The organism is Aeromonas hydrophila subsp. hydrophila ATCC 7966, from assembly GCF_000014805.1.
Taxonomy (GTDB): Bacteria; Pseudomonadota; Gammaproteobacteria; order Enterobacterales; family Aeromonadaceae; genus Aeromonas; species Aeromonas hydrophila.
In genome coordinates, this window is record NC_008570.1 from 518411 (window position 1) to 535955 (window position 17545).

General features: G+C 64.6%; 16 protein-coding genes. 9 read left to right on the forward strand and 7 right to left on the reverse strand.

The annotated features are described in order from the left end of the window. Window positions 1-73 precede the first annotated feature (73 nt). Window positions 74-1231 (reverse strand): competence/damage-inducible protein A, encoded by a 1158-nt coding sequence (locus AHA_RS02450; RefSeq protein ID WP_011704460.1) that lies wholly within the window; start codon window positions 1229-1231, stop codon window positions 74-76. A gap of 60 nt (window positions 1232-1291) precedes the next feature. Beyond that, on the reverse strand, window positions 1292-2530 hold the full coding sequence (locus tag AHA_RS02455) for an HD-GYP domain-containing protein (protein ID WP_016349264.1): 1239 nt from the start codon (window positions 2528-2530) through the stop codon (window positions 1292-1294). 144 nt (window positions 2531-2674) lie between these two features. Between AHA_RS02455 and metA the strand changes: the two genes are divergently transcribed. After that, the gene (gene metA / locus AHA_RS02460) at window positions 2675-3628 is read left to right on the forward strand and encodes a homoserine O-acetyltransferase MetA (RefSeq protein ID WP_011704462.1); all 954 of its coding nucleotides are present in this window, start codon (window positions 2675-2677) and stop codon (window positions 3626-3628) included. Window positions 3629-3636: 8 nt separating this feature from the next. On the opposite strand, the gene AHA_RS02465 is transcribed toward metA, so the two are convergent. Next, the gene (locus AHA_RS02465; protein ID WP_164927527.1) at window positions 3637-4143 is read right to left on the reverse strand and encodes a cyclin-dependent kinase inhibitor 3 family protein; all 507 of its coding nucleotides are present in this window, start codon (window positions 4141-4143) and stop codon (window positions 3637-3639) included. 159 nt (window positions 4144-4302) lie between these two features. Here AHA_RS02465 and AHA_RS02470 point away from each other — a divergent pair, with 159 nt between their 5' ends. Beyond that, window positions 4303-4773 (forward strand): Lrp/AsnC family transcriptional regulator, encoded by a 471-nt coding sequence (locus AHA_RS02470; protein ID WP_011704464.1) that lies wholly within the window; start codon window positions 4303-4305, stop codon window positions 4771-4773. A gap of 57 nt (window positions 4774-4830) precedes the next feature. On the opposite strand, the gene AHA_RS02475 is transcribed toward AHA_RS02470, so the two are convergent. Beyond that, on the reverse strand, window positions 4831-6795 hold the full coding sequence (locus tag AHA_RS02475) for an LTA synthase family protein (protein ID WP_011704465.1): 1965 nt from the start codon (window positions 6793-6795) through the stop codon (window positions 4831-4833). 259 nt (window positions 6796-7054) lie between these two features. On the opposite strand from AHA_RS02475, the gene AHA_RS02480 reads away from it, so the two are divergent. The 3 genes from AHA_RS02480 to AHA_RS02490 all read left to right on the forward strand — a co-directional run bounded on the left by AHA_RS02480 (window position 7055) and on the right by AHA_RS02490 (window position 11268). Continuing rightward, window positions 7055-7312, forward strand: a complete 258-nt coding sequence (locus AHA_RS02480; RefSeq protein ID WP_011704466.1) for a DUF2442 domain-containing protein — start codon at window positions 7055-7057, stop codon at window positions 7310-7312. A gap of 245 nt (window positions 7313-7557) precedes the next feature. Then, on the forward strand, window positions 7558-9525 hold the full coding sequence (locus AHA_RS02485) for a TonB-dependent copper receptor (RefSeq protein WP_011704467.1): 1968 nt from the start codon (window positions 7558-7560) through the stop codon (window positions 9523-9525). A 123-nt stretch (window positions 9526-9648) separates the two neighbouring features. Next, complete coding sequence (locus AHA_RS02490; RefSeq protein WP_162517796.1) at window positions 9649-11268, forward strand: alpha-amylase family protein; 1620 nt, start codon at window positions 9649-9651, stop codon at window positions 11266-11268. Window positions 11269-11322: 54 nt separating this feature from the next. Here AHA_RS02490 and AHA_RS02495 read toward each other — a convergent pair whose 3' ends face one another. Together AHA_RS02495 and AHA_RS02500 are read right to left on the reverse strand one after the other, a co-directional pair. After that, window positions 11323-11856 carry an MgtC/SapB family protein gene (locus AHA_RS02495; protein WP_162516945.1) on the reverse strand — a complete coding sequence of 178 codons (534 nt, stop codon included), beginning with the start codon at window positions 11854-11856 and terminating at the stop codon, window positions 11323-11325. A gap of 24 nt (window positions 11857-11880) precedes the next feature. Next, entirely contained in the window at window positions 11881-13323 is a 1443-nt protein-coding gene (locus AHA_RS02500) for a RimK family alpha-L-glutamate ligase (protein ID WP_011704470.1), read from the reverse strand. A gap of 186 nt (window positions 13324-13509) precedes the next feature. On the opposite strand from AHA_RS02500, the gene AHA_RS02505 reads away from it, so the two are divergent. Genes AHA_RS02505 through AHA_RS02515 form a run of 3 tightly spaced genes read left to right on the forward strand, consistent with a single transcriptional unit; the run spans window position 13510 to window position 15031 of the window. Continuing rightward, entirely contained in the window at window positions 13510-13968 is a 459-nt protein-coding gene (locus AHA_RS02505) for a GNAT family N-acetyltransferase (RefSeq protein WP_011704471.1), read from the forward strand. A 14-nt stretch (window positions 13969-13982) separates the two neighbouring features. After that, on the forward strand, window positions 13983-14228 hold the full coding sequence (locus AHA_RS02510) for a DUF3624 domain-containing protein (protein ID WP_011704472.1): 246 nt from the start codon (window positions 13983-13985) through the stop codon (window positions 14226-14228). A 56-nt stretch (window positions 14229-14284) separates the two neighbouring features. Then, window positions 14285-15031, forward strand: a complete 747-nt coding sequence (locus AHA_RS02515; protein WP_011704473.1) for an SDR family oxidoreductase — start codon at window positions 14285-14287, stop codon at window positions 15029-15031. A 61-nt stretch (window positions 15032-15092) separates the two neighbouring features. Here the strand turns inward: AHA_RS02515 and AHA_RS02520 are convergent, their stop codons facing one another. Continuing rightward, window positions 15093-16565, reverse strand: coding sequence for a C69 family dipeptidase (locus tag AHA_RS02520; RefSeq protein ID WP_139348841.1), 1473 nt, complete (start codon window positions 16563-16565; stop codon window positions 15093-15095). A gap of 465 nt (window positions 16566-17030) precedes the next feature. On the opposite strand from AHA_RS02520, the gene AHA_RS02525 reads away from it, so the two are divergent. Next, window positions 17031-17483, forward strand: a complete 453-nt coding sequence (locus AHA_RS02525; protein ID WP_011704475.1) for a hypothetical protein — start codon at window positions 17031-17033, stop codon at window positions 17481-17483. Window positions 17484-17545 lie beyond the last annotated feature (62 nt).

A 17545-nucleotide genomic window follows, 5' to 3' on the forward strand; every position in this document is an offset into this window, starting at 1 on the left:
CCGCGAGGGGTGAGAACCTTGCTGCTTGCTGCTTGCTGCTTGCTGCTTGCTGCTTGCTGCTTGCTGCTTGCTGTTAGCGGCTGGCGGTGCGGGCCAGGGTGCGGTAGTCGCCGAGCACAGGCAAGCCCTGCAGCTGGCGGCGCAGCATGTCGAGGGCGGCGAAGGCGATGATCCGGCGACCGCTGTCGGGATCCGGGTGGCTGACCTTCAGCGTCTGGCCGTACAGTTGCCCATCGACACAGAGCAGCAGCGGCACGCCGTCCGGGCCTGCGCGGCCTATGGTCAGGCTGAGGGGGGCCGCGGGCGCCGCCAGCTGCGCCAGCTCGCTGGCCAGGGCGTGGCTGAAGCTGGCCGTCAGGGCCGGATGCGGGTGGCACATGGCCAGCAGGGCGCCCCGGCTCTCACCCTCCAGCAGCGTCAGCGGTTTATCCCCCAACAGATCCAGGATCTGCTGCGCCGGCTCCTTATCGCCCCGCCCTACCAGCCAGGGCTCGATGGCGGCGAGCAGCCGCGCCTCGGCGGCGTCCATGTCCGCCGCGCTGGCGCCGTGGCCAATAAGCTTCAGCTCGATGAGCGGCATGGAGGAGCGGTAGCCGAGCTCGATGCCGGCGGGCCAGGGAGCGGCATCCAGCATGTCGCTGAGGGCCGACTCCGAGACGCCGAAGGTATAAAAGCGGCGCAGTTCGGTGTCGGTCTGCGCGCCAGCCAGCGCCTTGAGGCGCGGCATGATCTGCTCGCGCACCATCTGCTTGAATTCGAACGGCACGCCCGGGGTGAAGAAGAGTAGGCTTGGGCCCTGGTGGCCTGTGTGGGTGACCACAAAGCCGCAGGCGGTGCCGACCGGGTTGTCGAGGATCTCGCCCCCCTGCGGCAGCCAGGCCTGTTTGGCGTTGCTGGCTGGCATGGGCCTGCCGCGGCTGGCGTAGCGCGCTTCGATGGTGGCGAGCCAGTCTGGGAACAGGGTGAGCGGCTGGTCGAAGGCTTCGGCCGCCGCCTGGGCGGTGAGATCGTCGGCGGTGGGGCCGAGCCCACCGCACACCAGCACCACCTCGGCACGGCTGGCGCTCTCTGCCAGCACGGTTTTCAAGTCCTTGAGGTTGTCCCCCACGGTGACGCGGCGGCGCACCTGCCAGCCCTGCTCCAGCAGCAGGGCGCTCAGCCAGGCAGCGTTGGTGTCTACCACCAGGCCCGTCACTATCTCGTCTCCGGTGCTGATGATTTCGATGCGCATGGCGGGCTCCTCGGGGCTGACGGCTGGACTGGGGGGCGGCCAACTGGGTGGCCGGGTCGATCAGGGCTTGGTGTGTTCGAAGTAGTAGCTGATGCGGGTGCGCGGGTTGAGGTACTCAAACACCGCCGGCGGCAGCCGTTTGGGATGGATCACCTTGGCGATGGAGAGCTCGGCCTGCTGCAGGTCGATGATGGCCGCCTCCTGGCGCGGGATGCGCGGATCGTACACCAGCACCGAGGGGTAGAGCAGGCGGGAGGCGTTGACCGACATCACCAGCCCCACCTGGCCGTTGGAGAGCTGCACCACGCTGCCGGGCGGGTAGATCCCCATCAGCCGGATCAGCATGCTGAGATACTCCGGATTGAACTGGGCCTTGCGCTGCTTGTAGAGGCCGCTCAGGGCCGAGTAGGGCACCTTGGCCTGCATGTGGCAGAGGTTATCGTACTCGTTGATCAGCGACACAATCTGGGTGAGCGGGTCGAGCTGCCCCTTCTTGAGCCCCTCCGGCCCGCTGCCGTCCAGGTATTCGTGGTGGTGCAGCACTATGCCCTTCGCCTCGGCCGGGAAGTCCTTGGCCAGATTGAGCAGATCCAGCCCGTAGCGCGGGTGCTGGGCCATCAGGTTCTGCTCCGGCTTGGTGAGCGGCTCGGTCTTGCGCAGGATCTGGCTCGGGATCTTCAACTTGCCGATGTCGTGGAACAGGGCCCCCATGCCGACCTGGCGGATCTCGTCGGCTGACATGTTGCACTCCTTGGCCAGCAACATGCTGAGCACGCTGACGTTGAGGGAGTGGAAGTAGAGGTTGTTGCCGTCCTCGCTGTCGGAGACCAGGTGCAACACCATCTCGTCCACCGACAGCAACTGCTCGGTCATGGCGTTGATAAGCTCCTGCGCCTCGCCGATGGCGTTGAGGGGGCGGGACTGGATCTTGCTCATCACGTTGCGCACCTGGGCCAGCGACTGCTGGAACTGCTTCTCGCACTGCTGCAGATCGCGGCGGTACTGCTGCAGCTGCTCGATGCGGCGCTCCTTCTCCAACTGCATTTCGGCCTGACGCTGGGAGGTATCCGGCGCCTCCACCGGCTGGGCCTGGATCTGGTTCAGCGGTTTGGGCGGCGCATCGCTCTTGTCGGGGATGATGGTAACGAGCTTGAGACCGAGCCGGCGAATGAGCTCGATCTCCTCTTCATTCTTGAGTTTGAAGCTGGAAAACAGGAAGGGGTGTTCGCGCCAGCCAAGTGGCAGAGAAACGTAATTGCCGACTTGCAGCCGGTCTACTGAAATCTTGATACCTGTCATTGTCTTGGATGCGAGAGACACACTGAGCCGTATGCTAGTCAAAGGTGGGGGTGAATACAAAAGGTATCTGATGACAGGGTGGGTGCTTTATTATAGGCTTCTGGATGTCCAGACATATTTACCGATGCAGTACAGGGAGTAAGCATGCCGATCAAGATCCCGGATCAGTTACCCGCCGCCGAAGTGCTGGGGCAGGAGAACATCTTCGTGATGACGGAATCCAGGGCCGTCACCCAGAACATCCGCCCGCTGCGGGTGTTGATCCTCAACCTGATGCCCAAGAAGATTGAAACCGAGATCCAGCTGATGCGGATGCTCTCCAACTCGCCGTTGCAGGTGGACGTGGATCTGCTGCGCATCGACGATCGGGAGTCGAAGAACACGCCCCAGGCGCACCTGGAGAACTTCTATCACGACTTCGAACAGGTGCGCGGCAACAACTACGACGGCATGATCATCACGGGGGCGCCGCTCGGGCTGGTAGAGTTCGAGGAGGTGGTCTACTGGCCGCGCATCGTAGAGATCATCGAGTGGTCCCATCAGCACGTGACCTCCACCCTGTTCCTCTGCTGGGCGGTGCAGGCGGCGCTGAAAGCCCTGTACGGCATGGAGAAGCAGACCCACGGCGAGAAGCTGTCCGGGGTCTATCGCCACCACCGGCTCGACGAGCACGAGCCGCTGCTGCGCGGCTTCGACGACGAGTTCGTGGCGCCTCACTCCCGCTATGCGGCGTTCGACGGGGATCTCATCCGCGCCCACACCGATTTGCAGATCTTTGCCGAATCGGCAGAGGCCGGGGTCTATCTGGCGGCCACCAAGGATTGTCGTCAGGTGTTCGTCACCGGTCATCCGGAATACGATGCGCTGACCCTGGATGGCGAATACCAGCGGGATCTGGCGGCCGGGCTTGAGCCCGTCATTCCGGTCAACTACTACCCGGACAACGACCCGACCCGGACCCCGCGCGCCAGCTGGCGCAGCCACGGCCACCTGCTGTTTTCCAACTGGCTCAACTACTACGTCTATCAGCTCACCAGCTATCGCGTCGAGGATATCGGCAAGGTGTTTACCTATCAGCAGAACTCGCCGTCGAGGTAGGGACTGGCTCAGTCGCCCTCGGCCAGCCCGTCGAGCCACTGGCGGTGGCAGGCCAGGGTGAAGGCCTTGGGGCGATGGGCCCGGATGGCGGCCATCGCCTCCTGCTGGGGCTGGCCCAGGCTCATCAGCAGGGCCGCCGCCACCAGCCCGGTGCGGCCGCTGCCGCCCTTGCAGTGGATGACCAGGTGCTTGCCGTCCCGCAGCAATCCGATGAGGTCTGGCAGTGTCTGCTGCCAGGCGGCCTCGAAGGCGGCATCGGGAGCCTGATCGTCCTCGATGGGCAGCTGGAACCAGCGCATGCCGGCGGCCTCGATCTGCTGGCCAAGCCTGCCCAGTTCAAGCCGGGCCAGTTCGGCATCGGTCATCAGGGTCAGCACGCCGTGCGCCCCGGCCAGCTTGAGCTGGCCCAGTGCCAGCGGCAGCGCCACCTGCTGGGTGCCGGGGCAGGGGGTCAGCAGCAGCTGACCATCGACGCGGGGGACTTCCTGGCTCCAGAAGGGGTGAGACGGGTGCATAAAGATCCTTATGACGCCAGCAATGGCGAGGCAAGCCGGGCTTGACCCGGTTTTTGAGTGCGCCAAAGCATAGGGGGCGCGGCCCCGATGTCAATCTGCGTTGTGTTCGGCCCGGTTTACGGGCAGAGTCTAAAAAATTGAGCGGTTCAAGGAGTAAAGATGAGAAACCTGGATCAACTGGATTTGGATATCCTGGCCCATCTGTTTCGCGATGCGGGCATGACCAACAAGGATCTGGCCGCGCTGGTCGGGGTGGCGCCGTCCACCTGTCTGGAACGGGTACGCAAGCTGCAGCAGGACGGGGTGCTCAAGGGCGCCCACTGCGAGGTGGATTACCAGGCCCTCGGCGGTCATATCCAGGCCATGGTGTCGCTGCAGCTGGCCCGCCACAGCCGCCAGATCATCGATGCGTTTCGCGACGCCATCCTGGCCCTGCCCGAGGTGATCAGCCTGTTCCACATGGGTGGCAAGGATGACTTCCTGGTGCATCTGTGTGTCGCCGACACCGAGCACCTGCGCAACTTCGTGTTCGATCACTTCACCTCCCGCGAAGAGGTGGTGCACCTGGAGACCTCGCTGGTGTTCGAGCACAAGTTCAGCCGTTCGCTGCCCTGCTTCCTCAACACCTGATACCTCGTCTGCCTCCTACAAAAAACCCGCCAATCGGCGGGTTTTGTTTTATTGCGCTCAGTTCAGCACGGTGCGGGTATCCGGCGCCGTCCGGTAAAGCCCCTGCTGGTAGGCGAGGCTGCCCCACAGCGCCAGGCCGAGGGCGGCATCCTTCATGGTGGCCGGCTGCGGCGCCGGGGTGAGCGTCTCTGTCGCATCCTCATAGATGAAGCCTTCCGGCGCTCGCTCAGGCTGCAGGATCACTACGTCCTTGCCGCGCATCAGGGCGAAGTTCTTGTCGTACTGCATGATGGCGCGGCCCGGCCAGTCGGCGGGCATGCGGGTCAGATCCTTGCCGAGCATGGGGTAGTCGGCGCTGATCCCCATCAGGGAGAGCAGGGTCGGCGCCATGTCGATCTGGCTGACGATGCGCGGATCCTGTCTCGGCGCTATGCCGTCACCCACTATGACGCCCGGAATGTGGAAGCGGGGGATGGGCACCAGGCTGGCGCCGCTGACCCGGCTGTCGTGATCGGCGATGACCAGGAACAGGGTGTCTTTCCAGTAGTCTGACTGCTTCGCCTTCTTGAAGAACTCGCCGATGGCGTAGTCCGCGTACTTGGCGGCGTTGTTGCGGGTCTGCTTGGGCTGCTCGTAGAGGGCGATGCGATCGTCGGGAAACTCGAACGGATCGTGGTTGCTCGAGCTGAACACCAGGCTGAAGAAAGGCTTGCCCTGCTTGCTGAGTGCCTGGAAGGTCTCGTCGGCCTTGGCCATCAGATCTTCGTCAGAGGCGCCCCAGGAGCCCTCGAACACCGGGTTCTTGAAGTCCTTCTGCTCGACGATGGTGGTGAAGCCGTTGCCGAGGAAGAAGCTGCGCATGTTGTCGAAGTGGCTCTCGCCGCCGTAGATGAAGCTGGTGTCGTAGCCCCGCTGCTTGAGCAGATCGGCGATGGTGAAGAAGTTGGTCTGGCTGCGGCCTAGCTTGACCACGGCCTGGGCCGGGGTCGGCGTGAAGCCGGTCAGCACCGCCTCGATGCCGCGCACCGAGCGGGTACCGGTGGCGTAGAGCTGCTCGAACGCCCAACCCTCTTTCGACAAGGCATCGATGTTCGGGGTGAGCGGCAGGCCGCCGAGGGAGCCGACGAACTGGGCGCCCAGGCTCTCCTGCAGCAGGATCACCAGGTTCTTCGGCTTGCCGCCGTAGCTGGCCTCGTTGAAGGTCTGGCTGGGCAGGGTGTCGGAGCTGAATTCGTGGGATTCACGCCCGCTCTCCTGGCGAACCAGATCCAGAATGCGCTGGCGGGGCAGCTCGCCGTAGAACTGGCTGGCATCCTCCTCGGCCCGCATCTGCTTGATGGCGAAGAACAGGGAGTAGGAGGAGTTGACGGTGAGCGCATTGACCAGCGGATCGCTGGCAAACGCCACCATGGCCGGGTTGAGGGCGCGGTGACCCAGGCTGGAGCGGGCACCGAGAAAACCGATGGCCAGGATCAGCAGGGCGAAGGCGGGCCGCCAGTACCAGCGCGGGAAGCTGATGCCGCGCAGCAAGCGGCCGCTCAGCCACCAGCCGCCCGCCAGCACGGCGCCGCTGAACAGCAGTGCCAGCAGCAGCTCGCCTTTGCGGCCGGCCCACAGCATGGCGAACACCTCTTTGGGATAGATGAGGTATTCGATGTAGAGGCGGTTGGGCCGCACCCCGTACTCGGTCACGAAGGAGGGGGTGGAGATCTCCAGGAAGAGCAGCAGCCAGAGCCCCAGGGTCAGCCAGACCCGGATGAACTGCAGCCAGGCACGGCCCACGGCATGGGGGCCGGCCAGCAGCAGGGTGAACACGGCGGGCACGCCCCACAGCCAGCAGAGGGTGGCGAAGTCGACCCGCAGCCCCTGCAGCAGCATCTCCTGCCAGCCGGCGACGGCGTCGACCCGCTCCAGCTGCCAGAGGCCGAGCGCGAGCCGGCTGATGGAGAGAGAGACTAGCGCGATCAATGAAAAAACGGCGATGGGCCAAAACGGTCCCAGCCATCGTCTGATAGTGGTCATTGTTGTTCCTACAAGCCTGTTTGCACCCGTCCACGGGCGCATTGTTTTTATATTGCAGGGTTATGACAGCGGGCCCGGGGAAAGGTTGCGTGTAGGTGCTGTTTAAAAGGATGTTTTGGCACGATTTATGATTTTTATGTGAGGGCGCGCAGGGATCGAAGACAGCATAAACGGCTGGAAAAACTGTGATCCTGCCGGCAAAGCGGTGCGGGGGGCTTATCTATAATGGCGCCGAATTTTCTCAATCGGAGCCGAAGGGATGCCGGTCTTTATCGATGTGGAATATTTGCAAGGGTGGAGCCTGTTCGTGGTGCTCTCGGACGGTACCACGGGGGCACTGGACCTGACCCCCTGGCGCACCCAGCCGCTGTTCGCGGCGCTGGATTCGGAGCGGCGCTGTGCCCGGGTCTTCATCAATCGCCACCACCAGCTGGAGTGGCCCGCCGGCTGCATCCTGTCGGCCCACGAGGTCTATCACCTGATCAAGCCCATCGACGAGCGGGAAGCGTTCAGCTAACCCCCTGTTTTTGTGAGCCATACCAAGATTCCTGTAACGGGAATGTTTGAGCGTTTGCCTTCCTCACCCAATTTGGGTAAAACCTGCGCAACATTTTGCCAACCCTAGCTTGGCTTCGCCTCTGAGGGCTTGCCGCCACCGCGCCGCAGGCCTTTTTTGCAGCCTGACGGCAAACCTTCCAGCAACTGAATGGTTTGTCGGCCGAAATTAAAAAAACAAAATAAACAAAGAGATAAGGAAAGAGTATGGCTTGTCATATGCGCACCCCGCTGGCCCTGCTGGTGGGCGGTTTCGCCTGTCACGGCGCCGCCGGCCAAGAGCCGGTCCAGCAACTGGAGCCCATGGTGGTGGTCGCCAGTCGCCCCGCCAGCACCCTGGAGGTGACCCTGGATCCCAAGAAACCGGGCTCCCCCATGCCGGCGGCCGATGGCGCCGGTTACCTCAAGAACGTCACCGGCATGAGCATGGTGCGCAAGGGGGGACTGGGTGGCGATCCCGTGCTGCGGGGGATGGGCATGTCCCGCCTCAACGTGCAGATGGATGGCGGCATGCTGGCCGGTGGCTGCGGCGGCCGGATGGACCCGCCCACCGCCTATGTCTTTCCTCAATCTTTTGACCGGATCCGGGTGCTGAAGGGGCCGCAATCCCTCGAACAGGGGGCGACCCTGGCGGGTACCGTGCTGTTCGAGCGGGACAGGCCCGAGTTCACCGCCCCCGGCGTCAAGGCCGAGGCGTCGGCGCTCTATGGCAGCTTCGGGCGCGACGACCAGATGCTAGATGCCACAGTAGGGGCGCCGCAGGGCTATCTGCGCGGCCAGTTCACCCACTCCGACAGCGATGACTATCGCGACGGCCACGGCGACAAGGTGCGCTCTTTCTACCGGCGCGAGAACGGTACCGCCCAGCTTGGCTGGACGCCCAGTGAGCACACCTGGCTCGAACTCACCGCCGAGCGCAGCAACGCCCGCGCCGCCTATGCGGATCGCACCATGGACGGCCCCATGTTCGATCGCGAATCCTTCGGCCTCAAGCTCAGGCAGGAGCAGATCAGCCGCCACTGGCAGCGCAGCGAGCTGACCCTGTGGGACAACGACATCGACCACATCATGGACAACTTCAGCCTGCGCCCGAACAGCGGCATGAAGATGCTCTCCAACCCGGACCGGCGCAACACCGGCGGGCGCTGGGCCAACGACATCGCCCTGCCGGCCGACTGGCTGCTGACCGCTGGGTTCGATGCCAACCGGGATCAACACAGGGCCCGCAGCGGGGTGGACTATGCCAGCCAGCCGCGCCAGCGCACCCTGCGCTTCGAGCAGCAGGGCGGCTTCGCCGAGCTGGGCCGTCAGCAGGGGGCTCACAGCTACAAGGGGGGTTACCGGCAGGACAGGGTCGAGACCACCCGTTACGGCGCGGGGGATCAGACCCTCTACAGCGATACCCTGACCCTGGACAGCGGCTTTGGCCGCTACGAATACCAGTGGTCGCCGGCCTGGTCGAGCTACCTGGCCTGGGGCCAGGCGAAACGGGCGCCGGACTACTGGGAGCGCAGCAAGGACAGCGTGCCCTTCACCCTCAACCCGGAGCGCAGCCGTCAGTGGGATGCGGGGCTGGCCCTGCGCAGCCGCGAACTGGATCTGACCCTCTCCCTTTTTAGCGCCGACATTCAGGACTACCTGCTCTATAACAACAAGTCGAACAAGGTACGCAACATCGACGCCCAGACCCGCGGCGGCGAGCTGGAAGGGCGCTGGCAGTTTGCCGAGCAGTGGCGCCTCGATGGCGGTCTGGCGGTGGTCTACGGAGAAAACCGGAGCGATCACCAGCCGCTGGCCCAGATGCCGCCGCTCGATGGCAAGCTGGCGCTGGGCTGGCAGCCGGCCGAGGCGTGGAACCTGACCCTGCTGGGCCGCGCCGTGGCCGCGCAGGAGCGGGTCGATGTGGGCTCTGGCACGGTAGCCGGGCAGGATCAGGGGGAGACCCCTGGCTTCTTCACCATGAACCTGAGCGCCGCCTGGCAGTTCCAGCCGGGCTGGCAGCTGTCGGCCGGCGTCGACAACCTGTTCGACACCTTCTACTACGAACACCTCTCCAAGTCGGTGCACGCCAGTCAGGCCGGGCTGGGCTACGAGCAGGTGGGGCGGATTCCGGAGCCGGGCCGCGCCTACTGGCTCTCGGTCAGTTACCGCTTCGCCTCGGCCGGCGTGCTCTAGGTCGGCGCGCCAACCGACTGAGCCAGGTAACGTTTTCAGTCACAGACCCGTGCGGGCGGGGCCGCTATCATGGCCCCAGTGTGGCGCTTTGGGCGCCGATACCACCACAGCGGGAACATAACAATGAAACAAGGAACGTTGCGCCATGGCGGCCTTATCGGGGCCGCCCTGTTATTGACGGCTTGCGGCAGCGGAGGCGGGAGCGGCTCCAGCGAGCCCCAGCAGCCCCCGGTCACCAACCCGCCGCCGGCCACCGCCAGCCGCGCCTGCTACGGCAATGATCAGCCGGCCTGCAACCTGCGCACCTATCAGGTGATGGTAGAGTCGTTCGTCGACGGCGACGGCAGCGCCAACTACGGTGTCGGCTATGGCCCCTCCCAGCACAACGGCGATCTGCAGGGGATCATCGACAGCCTGGACCACATCAAGAGCCTCAACGTCAACGCCATCTGGCTGACCCCGGTGTTCGACTCCTGCGCGGGGCAAGGCGGTGACGACAAGCTGGATGCCACCGGCTACTTCGCCTGCGACTTCTTCAACGTGGATCCCAACTTCGGCAGCAACGTCCAGCTCAAGCAGCTGGTGGACGGAGCGCATCAGCGCGGCCTCTACGTCTTCCTCGACGGGGTGTTCGGCCACGTCAACAAGGTGGGGGTGAGCAAGCCTTCTCCCGAAGGACGGCTGCCCGCCCTCAAGAGCGGCGGGGCCGGTTATCCCGGCCAGCTGGTGGATTACAGCCAGCCCCAGAGCCTCGCCTACTTCAAGGAGGTGGCCCGCTACTGGGTCGAGCAGTACGGCATCGACGGCTGGCGCCTCGATCAGGCTTATCAGCTCGGCCTCGACGACTGGCGCGCCATTCGCAGCGAAGTGGAGCGGGCCAGCGCGGCGCGCAAGACAGCCGGCCAGCAGTGGGGCACCCTCGGCTACATGGTGGGCGAGGTGTGGAAGGGCGCCGACGAGATCCGCGCCCAGGCGTATGGGCCGAGCGACAACCCGGCGCTCTCCTCGGCGTTCGACTTCCCGCTGCGCTACGGTCTGGTGCAGGCGCTGGCGGTGGAGGAGTCCGGCAAGGGCGGGCAGGGGGCCAGCGTGCTCGACGCCAGCTGGAACAAGGTGGAGAACTACCCGAACCACGCCATGCCCAACCTGATGCTGGGCAACCACGATCTGGTGCGCTTCGGCGATCTGCTGGAGCGCGGCAACTTCAATCCGGCGGACTACTGGCAGCGTCACAAGGCGGCCTTCAGCTTCCTGGCGGCCCGCTCCGGCCCCATCACCCTCTACTACGGCGAGGAGTTTGGCGACGAGGTGCCGGGCTTTGCCAAGCAGGTGGGGGGCGACTGCGCCGCGCAGGGGCTGTGCGATGATCACGTGGCCCGCAGCGATGGCAAGGTGCCGGGTGCCACCGGCTTTGTGCCGAGCAGCGAGCAGAGCGAGCTGAAACAGTGGCTCAGTCAGCTGCTGGCCCTGCGCGCCGCCCACCCCGCCCTCTATCAGGGGGAGCGGGTCAAGCTGGTAGCCGAGGGCAGCGTCTATGGCGACATCAAGCAGACGGCGGCGGAGCAAGTAGTCTACCTGCTCAACGTCTCAAGCACGCCCCAGAGTTACGCGGTGCCAGTCGGCAAGCTGCGCAGTGCCAGCGCCCTGGTGGATCTGCAGAGCGGCGAGAGCCTGGCCATCGGCGGCAGCAGCGTGACGGTGGATTTGCCGCCGCTGAGCGGCCGCTTCCTGCTGGTGCGCTAAGCAAGGTTGGCAACAAAAAGGGCTCCGTGATGGAGCCCTTTTTCATGGGGGAAGTTACTTCTCGATGCCGCTGCCGAGTTCGTCCTGATGGGGGGCAGCCTGCACGTTGCCATTGCCGTGGCGCCAGCTCTCCAGCCGGTTGTGGACTCCGCGGCGCAGGCTCTTGAAGCTGGTCTCCAGGTAGTCCACCCCCACCAGGATGGAGAGGGTGACGCCGGTGAGCAGCAGCGCCTGGTGCAGCATCTGCATGCCGATGAGGGCGCCGAGGGCGGCCAGCATCCAGACGGTGGCGGCGGAGGTGACCCCCAGTACCTGACCATCCCGGGTCATCATCACCCCGGCGCCGAGAAAGCCGATGCCGGTGATGAGCTGGCCCAGCACCCGCGCCTGATCGGCGCTCTGGGGGCTGACGGCGGCACCGATGGCGAGAAAGCAGTAGGTGCCGAGGATGATGAGCGAGGAGGTGCGGATGCCGACCGGCTTGCCGCGCAGCTGCCGCTCCAGCCCCACCAGGGTGCCGCACACCAGACAGACCAGGATGTTCTCCCAGCCAAGGGGCGCTATGTCCCACCAATCAGTCGTCATCATATCCACCTCTGCTCTCAATGCTTGTTATCCGGCCGCGCTCTGCCCCCGGTTCTCCAGCCGCTGGCGGAAGGCCCGGGCGAGGCGCTCGTAGAGGTCCTTTGCCTCTCTGTCCTCAATATCGCCACGTATCCAGGGATTGTCGATGATTTCCAGCAGCACGCAGTCACGCCCCTGCTGGCGCAGATCGACCCCGAACAGGCCGTTGCCGAGCTGATGGACCGCGCGGCGGGCGGTTTGCAGCACCCGCTCCGGCACCTCGTTGAGCGGCAGTGCCTCGATGCGGCTCATGTCGAGGGGGTGCTTGCGGCGGCGGATGCGGTTGCCGGGCTCGGGGCGGAAACGGCGGCAGGCAAACAGCGGCGAGCCGTCGAGAAAGCCGATGCGCCAGTCGAACTCGGCGGGGATCCGGCTCTGCACCAGCAGCAGGGCGGAGCGGGCCAGCCCCTCATCCAGCAGGCGGGCCAGTTGCTGCTCGTCGCTGGCCATGGCCAGATCGCGCCCCTGCGCCCCGTCGGGCACCTTCACCATCAGCGGCAGGCCGAGCCGCTGCACCAGCTCGTCCACGTGGTGGCGGCCGCGGCGGGTCACCACCATGGTGGGCGGCATGGGCACGCCGCTGCGCACCATCAGCTCGTAGAGGTAGAGCTTGTTGCTGCAGGCGAGGATGGCGCGGGAGCTGTCGATCACCGGCATCTTGAGCTGCTCGGCGCGGCGGGCAAATTCGAAGGTGTAGTGGCCCACCGCGGTTTCGGAGCGCAGCCAGAGGGTGTCGAACTCCGGCAGCCGTTCGATGGCGGACGGCGCCAGGATCTCGGCCCGGATCCCCTGCGCCGCGGCCGCCTGGATGAAGCGCTCCAGCGCCAGCGCATCGCTGCTGGCGCGGCCGTCGTTGGGGTCGACCAGAATGGCGAGCTGATAGAGCGGCGCCGCCTGCTCCTCGTCGCCGGTGCCCACCAGTGCCTGGGCGTGGTGCAGCATCAACTCTTTCTCGCTCGTGCTCAGTTCCAGCGGTGATAGGCTCTGCTGCTGGCGCACCGACCAGCCGTGGCGGCCGCGCTTGAGGGTCAGCTCTTGCAGCGGCAGCTGGCTGAGGCCGTAGTAGTAGCGGGCCAGTCCCGCCAGCTCGCTCTGTTCGCACTGGCCGAAGATGGCGCGCACCCGGATTCGGTCTTCACTCTGCTGGGCCAGCCAGCCCTGCAGCTTGCGCCACAGCTTGGCCGGCGGCTGCTGGGGTTGCAGCTGGCTGATGGCCTGCAGACCCGGCAGGCAGTGGTGGCCGCGGGCCTGGGCCAGCAGCGAGCAGTAGTAGCCGGCACTGAGGTGCTCCAGATTGCGGCAGAGGTTGATGATGCGGGGGCGGCCGCCGGTGGTGGGCACCCCGTGTTGCAGGTAGGTGCGGGCGGTCAGCAGATAATCGGCATGGCAGGGCCAGTCGCCCGGCTCTTCGACGATGACGTAGGTACTCATTTTTTCGGCTCCACAGATGAAACTGCCTTGAACGGCAGGATCCCCAGTGGGCTTCGATGCACCGACAAGCACGACAATGGCGCGAGGGGAAACAAGAGGTTACAGTGCCTAATATGCCGCCTTGGTAACTTGTGATACAAGTCGCATTTTTGGTGATGAAGATAAATAACCGAACAAGGACTCCCCGTGTTGACCGTGCGCGCGGCCCGGACCGATGATCTGGGCGCCATCGTTAAGCTGGAACGCTACTGTTTTCCCCCCGAAGTCGCCTTTGGCCGCAGCCGCTGGCACTATCTGCTGACCCACGCCAAGGGGCGTACCCTGCTGGTGCTGGACCAGCAGGAGCAGCTGATGGGCTACCTCTGTCTGCTGGAGCACAGGGGCTGGGATCGGCTGATCATCCAGACCCTCGCCATTCGCTGGACCATCCGCCGGCAAGGCTGGGCCCGCCGCCTGCTGGAGCAGGTGATCCAGGAAGGCAAAGAGGCCGGCTGGGGGGCGATCCGGCTGGAGGTCGGCGATGCCAATGAAGAGGCGCAGGCCCTCTATCGCGAGCTGGGTTTTCGGCCCAGACAGAAGCTGCTGGACTATTATGGCCACGGTCAGCACGCCCACCGGCTGGTACTGGCGCTGAAGCAGGCCTGAGAGAGGAAGAGGGGATGAGCTGCGACAACTGCCTCGCCACCGCCATCAAGGCCAAGCTGGGGCGCTGCCCGGTCTGCGCCGGCCAGACCTTCGTCATCGGTCTGGTCGGCTGGCTGGTCTGGTGGTGGTGTGGCGCCGACACCTCGGTCAACGCCCTCACCGGCCTGCTGTTCGCGCTGGGGGGATCGGGCCTGTTGCTGCTCCACCTGCTGGTGTTTGTCTGGCGCAGGGCGACCGGACGTGAATTGAGCGATGAATAAATCAGATTGATTTCAAACAGATAAATAACAATAGCGCTGTAGATATGGAGGTTCAGATGATAGCAATGGTAACGGGCGCCTCGTCCGGGTTTGGTGAGTCCATCAGCCGTCAGCTGGTGCAGGCGGGCTACCGGGTGATCGGCACCGGCCGCCGCGGCGAACGGCTGGCGGCGCTGGCCGACGAGCTGGGCGCGCAGTTCCTGCCGCTGGTGTTCGACGTGCAGGACAAGGCGGCCACCCGCGCCGCCATCGATGGGCTGCCGGCCGAGTGGCGCGAGGTGGATCTGCTGGTCAACAACGCCGGGCTGGCGCTGGGGCTGGAGCCGGCCCACAAGGCGGATCTGGAAGACTGGGAGCAGATGATCGCCACCAACATCAGCGGCCTGACCCTGCTCACCCGCCTGCTGCTGCCGGGGATGGTGGCGCGCAATCGCGGCCACGTCATCAACATCGGCTCCATCGCCGGCACCTACCCCTATCCGGGCGGCAACGTCTACGGCGCCACCAAGGCGTTCGTGAAGCAGTTCAGCCTCAACCTGCGTGCCGATCTGGCGGGCACCGCCATCCGCGTCACCAACGTGGAGCCGGGCCTGTGCGGCGGCACCGAGTTCTCCAACGTGCGCTTTCACGGTGACGATGCCAAGGCGGCCACCGTGTATCAGGGCGTGCAGGCGATCCAGCCGGAAGACATCGCCAATACCGTGCTCTGGATCAGCCAGCAGCCGGCCCACGTCAACATCAACAGCATCGAGATCATGCCGGTGGCGCAGACCTTCGGCCCGCTCAATATCAGCCGTCGCTGATGGTTGCAGCTGACGAAATAAAAGAGGCTCCCAAGGGAGCCTCTCTGTTTTGGTGGCCTCTTTACAGGCTCATGATCTTCTTGAACTCCTCCGGCGAGTACTTCTGCTCGGTGCGCTTGGTGAGATCCGTCATCAGCTTGTAGCGCAGCTCTTTGGCCATCTGATAGGTCTGCTCCAGCTGACCATAGGAGTAGTCGGCGGCCAGCCCGATGGCGGTGGCCTTGTCGCTGGCATATGCCTGCTTCAGGCTCTGGTCGAGCAGGGCCACCTCCTGGTAGAGCTTGCTGCTCTCCTTGCTCCAGACGCCGCGCAGCAGCGGCAGGTACTTGTCCGGATCGGCGCTGGCCAGTGCGGTCAGGCTGCGGAACTGCCAGTAGGCGGAATCATCGGAGTAGCTGTCGCTGCCGGTGCGATAGGGCAGGGGGTAGGACTCCAGGGTGTTGTAGAGCGGCACCATCACGGATTCGGCCAGCACGCCGTAGCTCTGCCAGATCAATCCCTGCAGCTCTTTGGGCATCTCCTTGCGCAGCTGGATGACGTGGGATTCGAGCTGCCTGTCGATGCGGATCGGCCGCTCCGCCTTGCCCGCCAGCGGTGTGCCCTCATAGGTGGCGCTCAGCAGCCTGGCCACGTCCGGCACGGCGATGGGGGCATCCGGCTTCATGAACAGTGGATACTGCGCCTGCCGGGTCGGCTGCGGGTGGCTGGCGGTCAGCATCTTCTGGCCGAGCCACTCCCGATCCACGTTGTAGGGGTCGGCGATGACCCCGAACGCCTTGGCGAAGTTGAACTCTTTCGGGTCGGCGTTATCCAGCAGTTTGTGTTCGCGCACGAACTCCAGCAGCTTGGGCGAGTGCAGCACATCGGCGCTGTCGAGATTGACGCCGTGGATGCGCAGACCGTTGGCCACCATGGCGTAGCTGTCGTCCGGCACCCGCACCGCGATCCAGTGGTGGCCGGAGCCTATCTCCATCAGCCAGGCCTCGTTCACATCCGCCAGATAGAGGCTGTTGCCCTCCCCGGCGCCATATTGCTCCACATAGCGGCCGAGCAGTGCAACCCCCTCTTTGGCCGTCTTGGCCTGCGGCAGGATCAGGGTGGGGATGATGGCCTCGATGACCCCCTTCTCGATCAGCGGATCGGCTTTCTGGGCCTTGTCGTTGACCTCGGCGCTGGTGGTGGCCGAGATGGCGACGTTGAATTCGTTGATGCCGCGCTCCTCGTAATACTTGCCGGCCGGGTCGCTGGACGTCGCATCCCAGTCACGAATGGCGGAGTAGGCGAAGAAGGCCTTTGGCATCGGCACTTCCAGCCCGTTGCCCAGTTTCCAGACCTTGCCCTCGTTTTGCTGGGCGGACCGGAAGGCGAGGTACTTGTTCCAGTTGTTGACGCCAAAATCCTCGTTTCTGGCGATCATCACGCTGCCATCGGCACTGGCGCCCTTGCCGACGATGAGGCCGGTACAGGCGTCGGCACTGGTGCCAAGCAGGGTGAGCAGGGTGGCGGAGAGAAGACTCAAGGTGTGTTTTTTCATGGGATTGCCCGAAGCGTAGCTGTGAGTGAAAGCCAGGCGGTGGGATGCAGGTCTGCCGCAGAGCGATCGGCCGCCGATACGCTGCCGGGGGATCGTGCTGCTCATGGTCGATGACGCAAACATTTCATCCATAACACTGCTTGCTGGTCGTTTTGTGCGCCGAAATTGTATGCCTCACCGGTTGTTTGTTTTGTGATCCATGAGTCGTTCCTTTGCTTTGTCTGGTAAAGCGTGAAAAAGGCAGCGATATGCACCAGAAGCTGCCGATTGGGCAGCGCAGCGTCATGATTCTGACGTCGAGATGGCCATGGGGCAGCTCGCGAGCCCGTGCGAGCCGGGATCTGCACCAATCTGGCAAGTTGGCCTGCAACTTGCTGGTTTTATTGCCAATGATGGGGCCTGCCGCCTCATGCCATCGAATCAGCGACCTCGTCATGCCGGATCGGCATGCAGACTGGAGCCCCCATGGATATCAAACCCTACAGCCAGCAGCTTGCCCAGAGCGCCTCCAACAACCGGGCCCTCGCCACCCTCAGCAGTGCCGACAGCGGTCAGGGTGGCGGCTGGGAAGATCTGGTCAACCTCTCCTCCCAGCGGATCACTGGCCAGGCCCAGCAGGCGCTGACCTATGAACACCTGGCCAAGAACAGCAAGCTGCCGCCGGCGCTCGACATCGGCTCCGACAAGGGCGGCGTGATGCAGCAGCTGGTGGACAAGGCGCTCGGCTTTGATCGCAAGAAGTTCAACGAGATAGAAGAGAAGCTCAAGACGATTGCCGACAACAAGCAGCTGAGTGCCGAAGAGCGGGCGGAGCAGAGCAAGCCGCTCAACGAGCAGCGGGACGCCATGTTGCAGGATGCGATGGACCGCCTCACCGGCAAGAAGAGCAGCGCCAAGGAAGAGACCAAGAGCGCCTGAGCGGCGGGATGACTCGAACGGCAATCCATGGTCGGTGGGGGCAATCACTTGCCCCTGTGCAG

What these genes read in the sequence shown, in the direction of transcription:
- AHA_RS02455 (WP_016349264.1), bottom strand. Translation starts at nt 2,530, where the DNA reads ATGACAGGTATCAAGATTTCAGTAGACCGGCTGCAAGTCGGCAATTAC.
- metA (WP_011704462.1), top strand. Translation starts at nt 2,675, where the DNA reads ATGCCGATCAAGATCCCGGATCAGTTACCCGCCGCCGAAGTGCTGGGG.
- AHA_RS02450 (WP_011704460.1), bottom strand. Translation starts at nt 1,231, where the DNA reads ATGCGCATCGAAATCATCAGCACCGGAGACGAGATAGTGACGGGCCTG.
- AHA_RS02490 (WP_162517796.1), top strand. Translation starts at nt 9,649, where the DNA reads ATGAAACAAGGAACGTTGCGCCATGGCGGCCTTATCGGGGCCGCCCTG.
- AHA_RS02475 (WP_011704465.1), bottom strand. Translation starts at nt 6,795, where the DNA reads ATGACCACTATCAGACGATGGCTGGGACCGTTTTGGCCCATCGCCGTT.
- AHA_RS02465 (WP_164927527.1), bottom strand. Translation starts at nt 4,143, where the DNA reads ATGCACCCGTCTCACCCCTTCTGGAGCCAGGAAGTCCCCCGCGTCGAT.
- AHA_RS02500 (WP_011704470.1), bottom strand. Translation starts at nt 13,323, where the DNA reads ATGAGTACCTACGTCATCGTCGAAGAGCCGGGCGACTGGCCCTGCCAT.
- AHA_RS02470 (WP_011704464.1), top strand. Translation starts at nt 4,303, where the DNA reads ATGAGAAACCTGGATCAACTGGATTTGGATATCCTGGCCCATCTGTTT.
- AHA_RS02485 (WP_011704467.1), top strand. Translation starts at nt 7,558, where the DNA reads ATGGCTTGTCATATGCGCACCCCGCTGGCCCTGCTGGTGGGCGGTTTC.
- AHA_RS02510 (WP_011704472.1), top strand. Translation starts at nt 13,983, where the DNA reads ATGAGCTGCGACAACTGCCTCGCCACCGCCATCAAGGCCAAGCTGGGG.
- AHA_RS02525 (WP_011704475.1), top strand. Translation starts at nt 17,031, where the DNA reads ATGGATATCAAACCCTACAGCCAGCAGCTTGCCCAGAGCGCCTCCAAC.
- AHA_RS02480 (WP_011704466.1), top strand. Translation starts at nt 7,055, where the DNA reads ATGCCGGTCTTTATCGATGTGGAATATTTGCAAGGGTGGAGCCTGTTC.
- AHA_RS02495 (WP_162516945.1), bottom strand. Translation starts at nt 11,856, where the DNA reads ATGATGACGACTGATTGGTGGGACATAGCGCCCCTTGGCTGGGAGAAC.
- AHA_RS02515 (WP_011704473.1), top strand. Translation starts at nt 14,285, where the DNA reads ATGATAGCAATGGTAACGGGCGCCTCGTCCGGGTTTGGTGAGTCCATC.
- AHA_RS02520 (WP_139348841.1), bottom strand. Translation starts at nt 16,565, where the DNA reads ATGAAAAAACACACCTTGAGTCTTCTCTCCGCCACCCTGCTCACCCTG.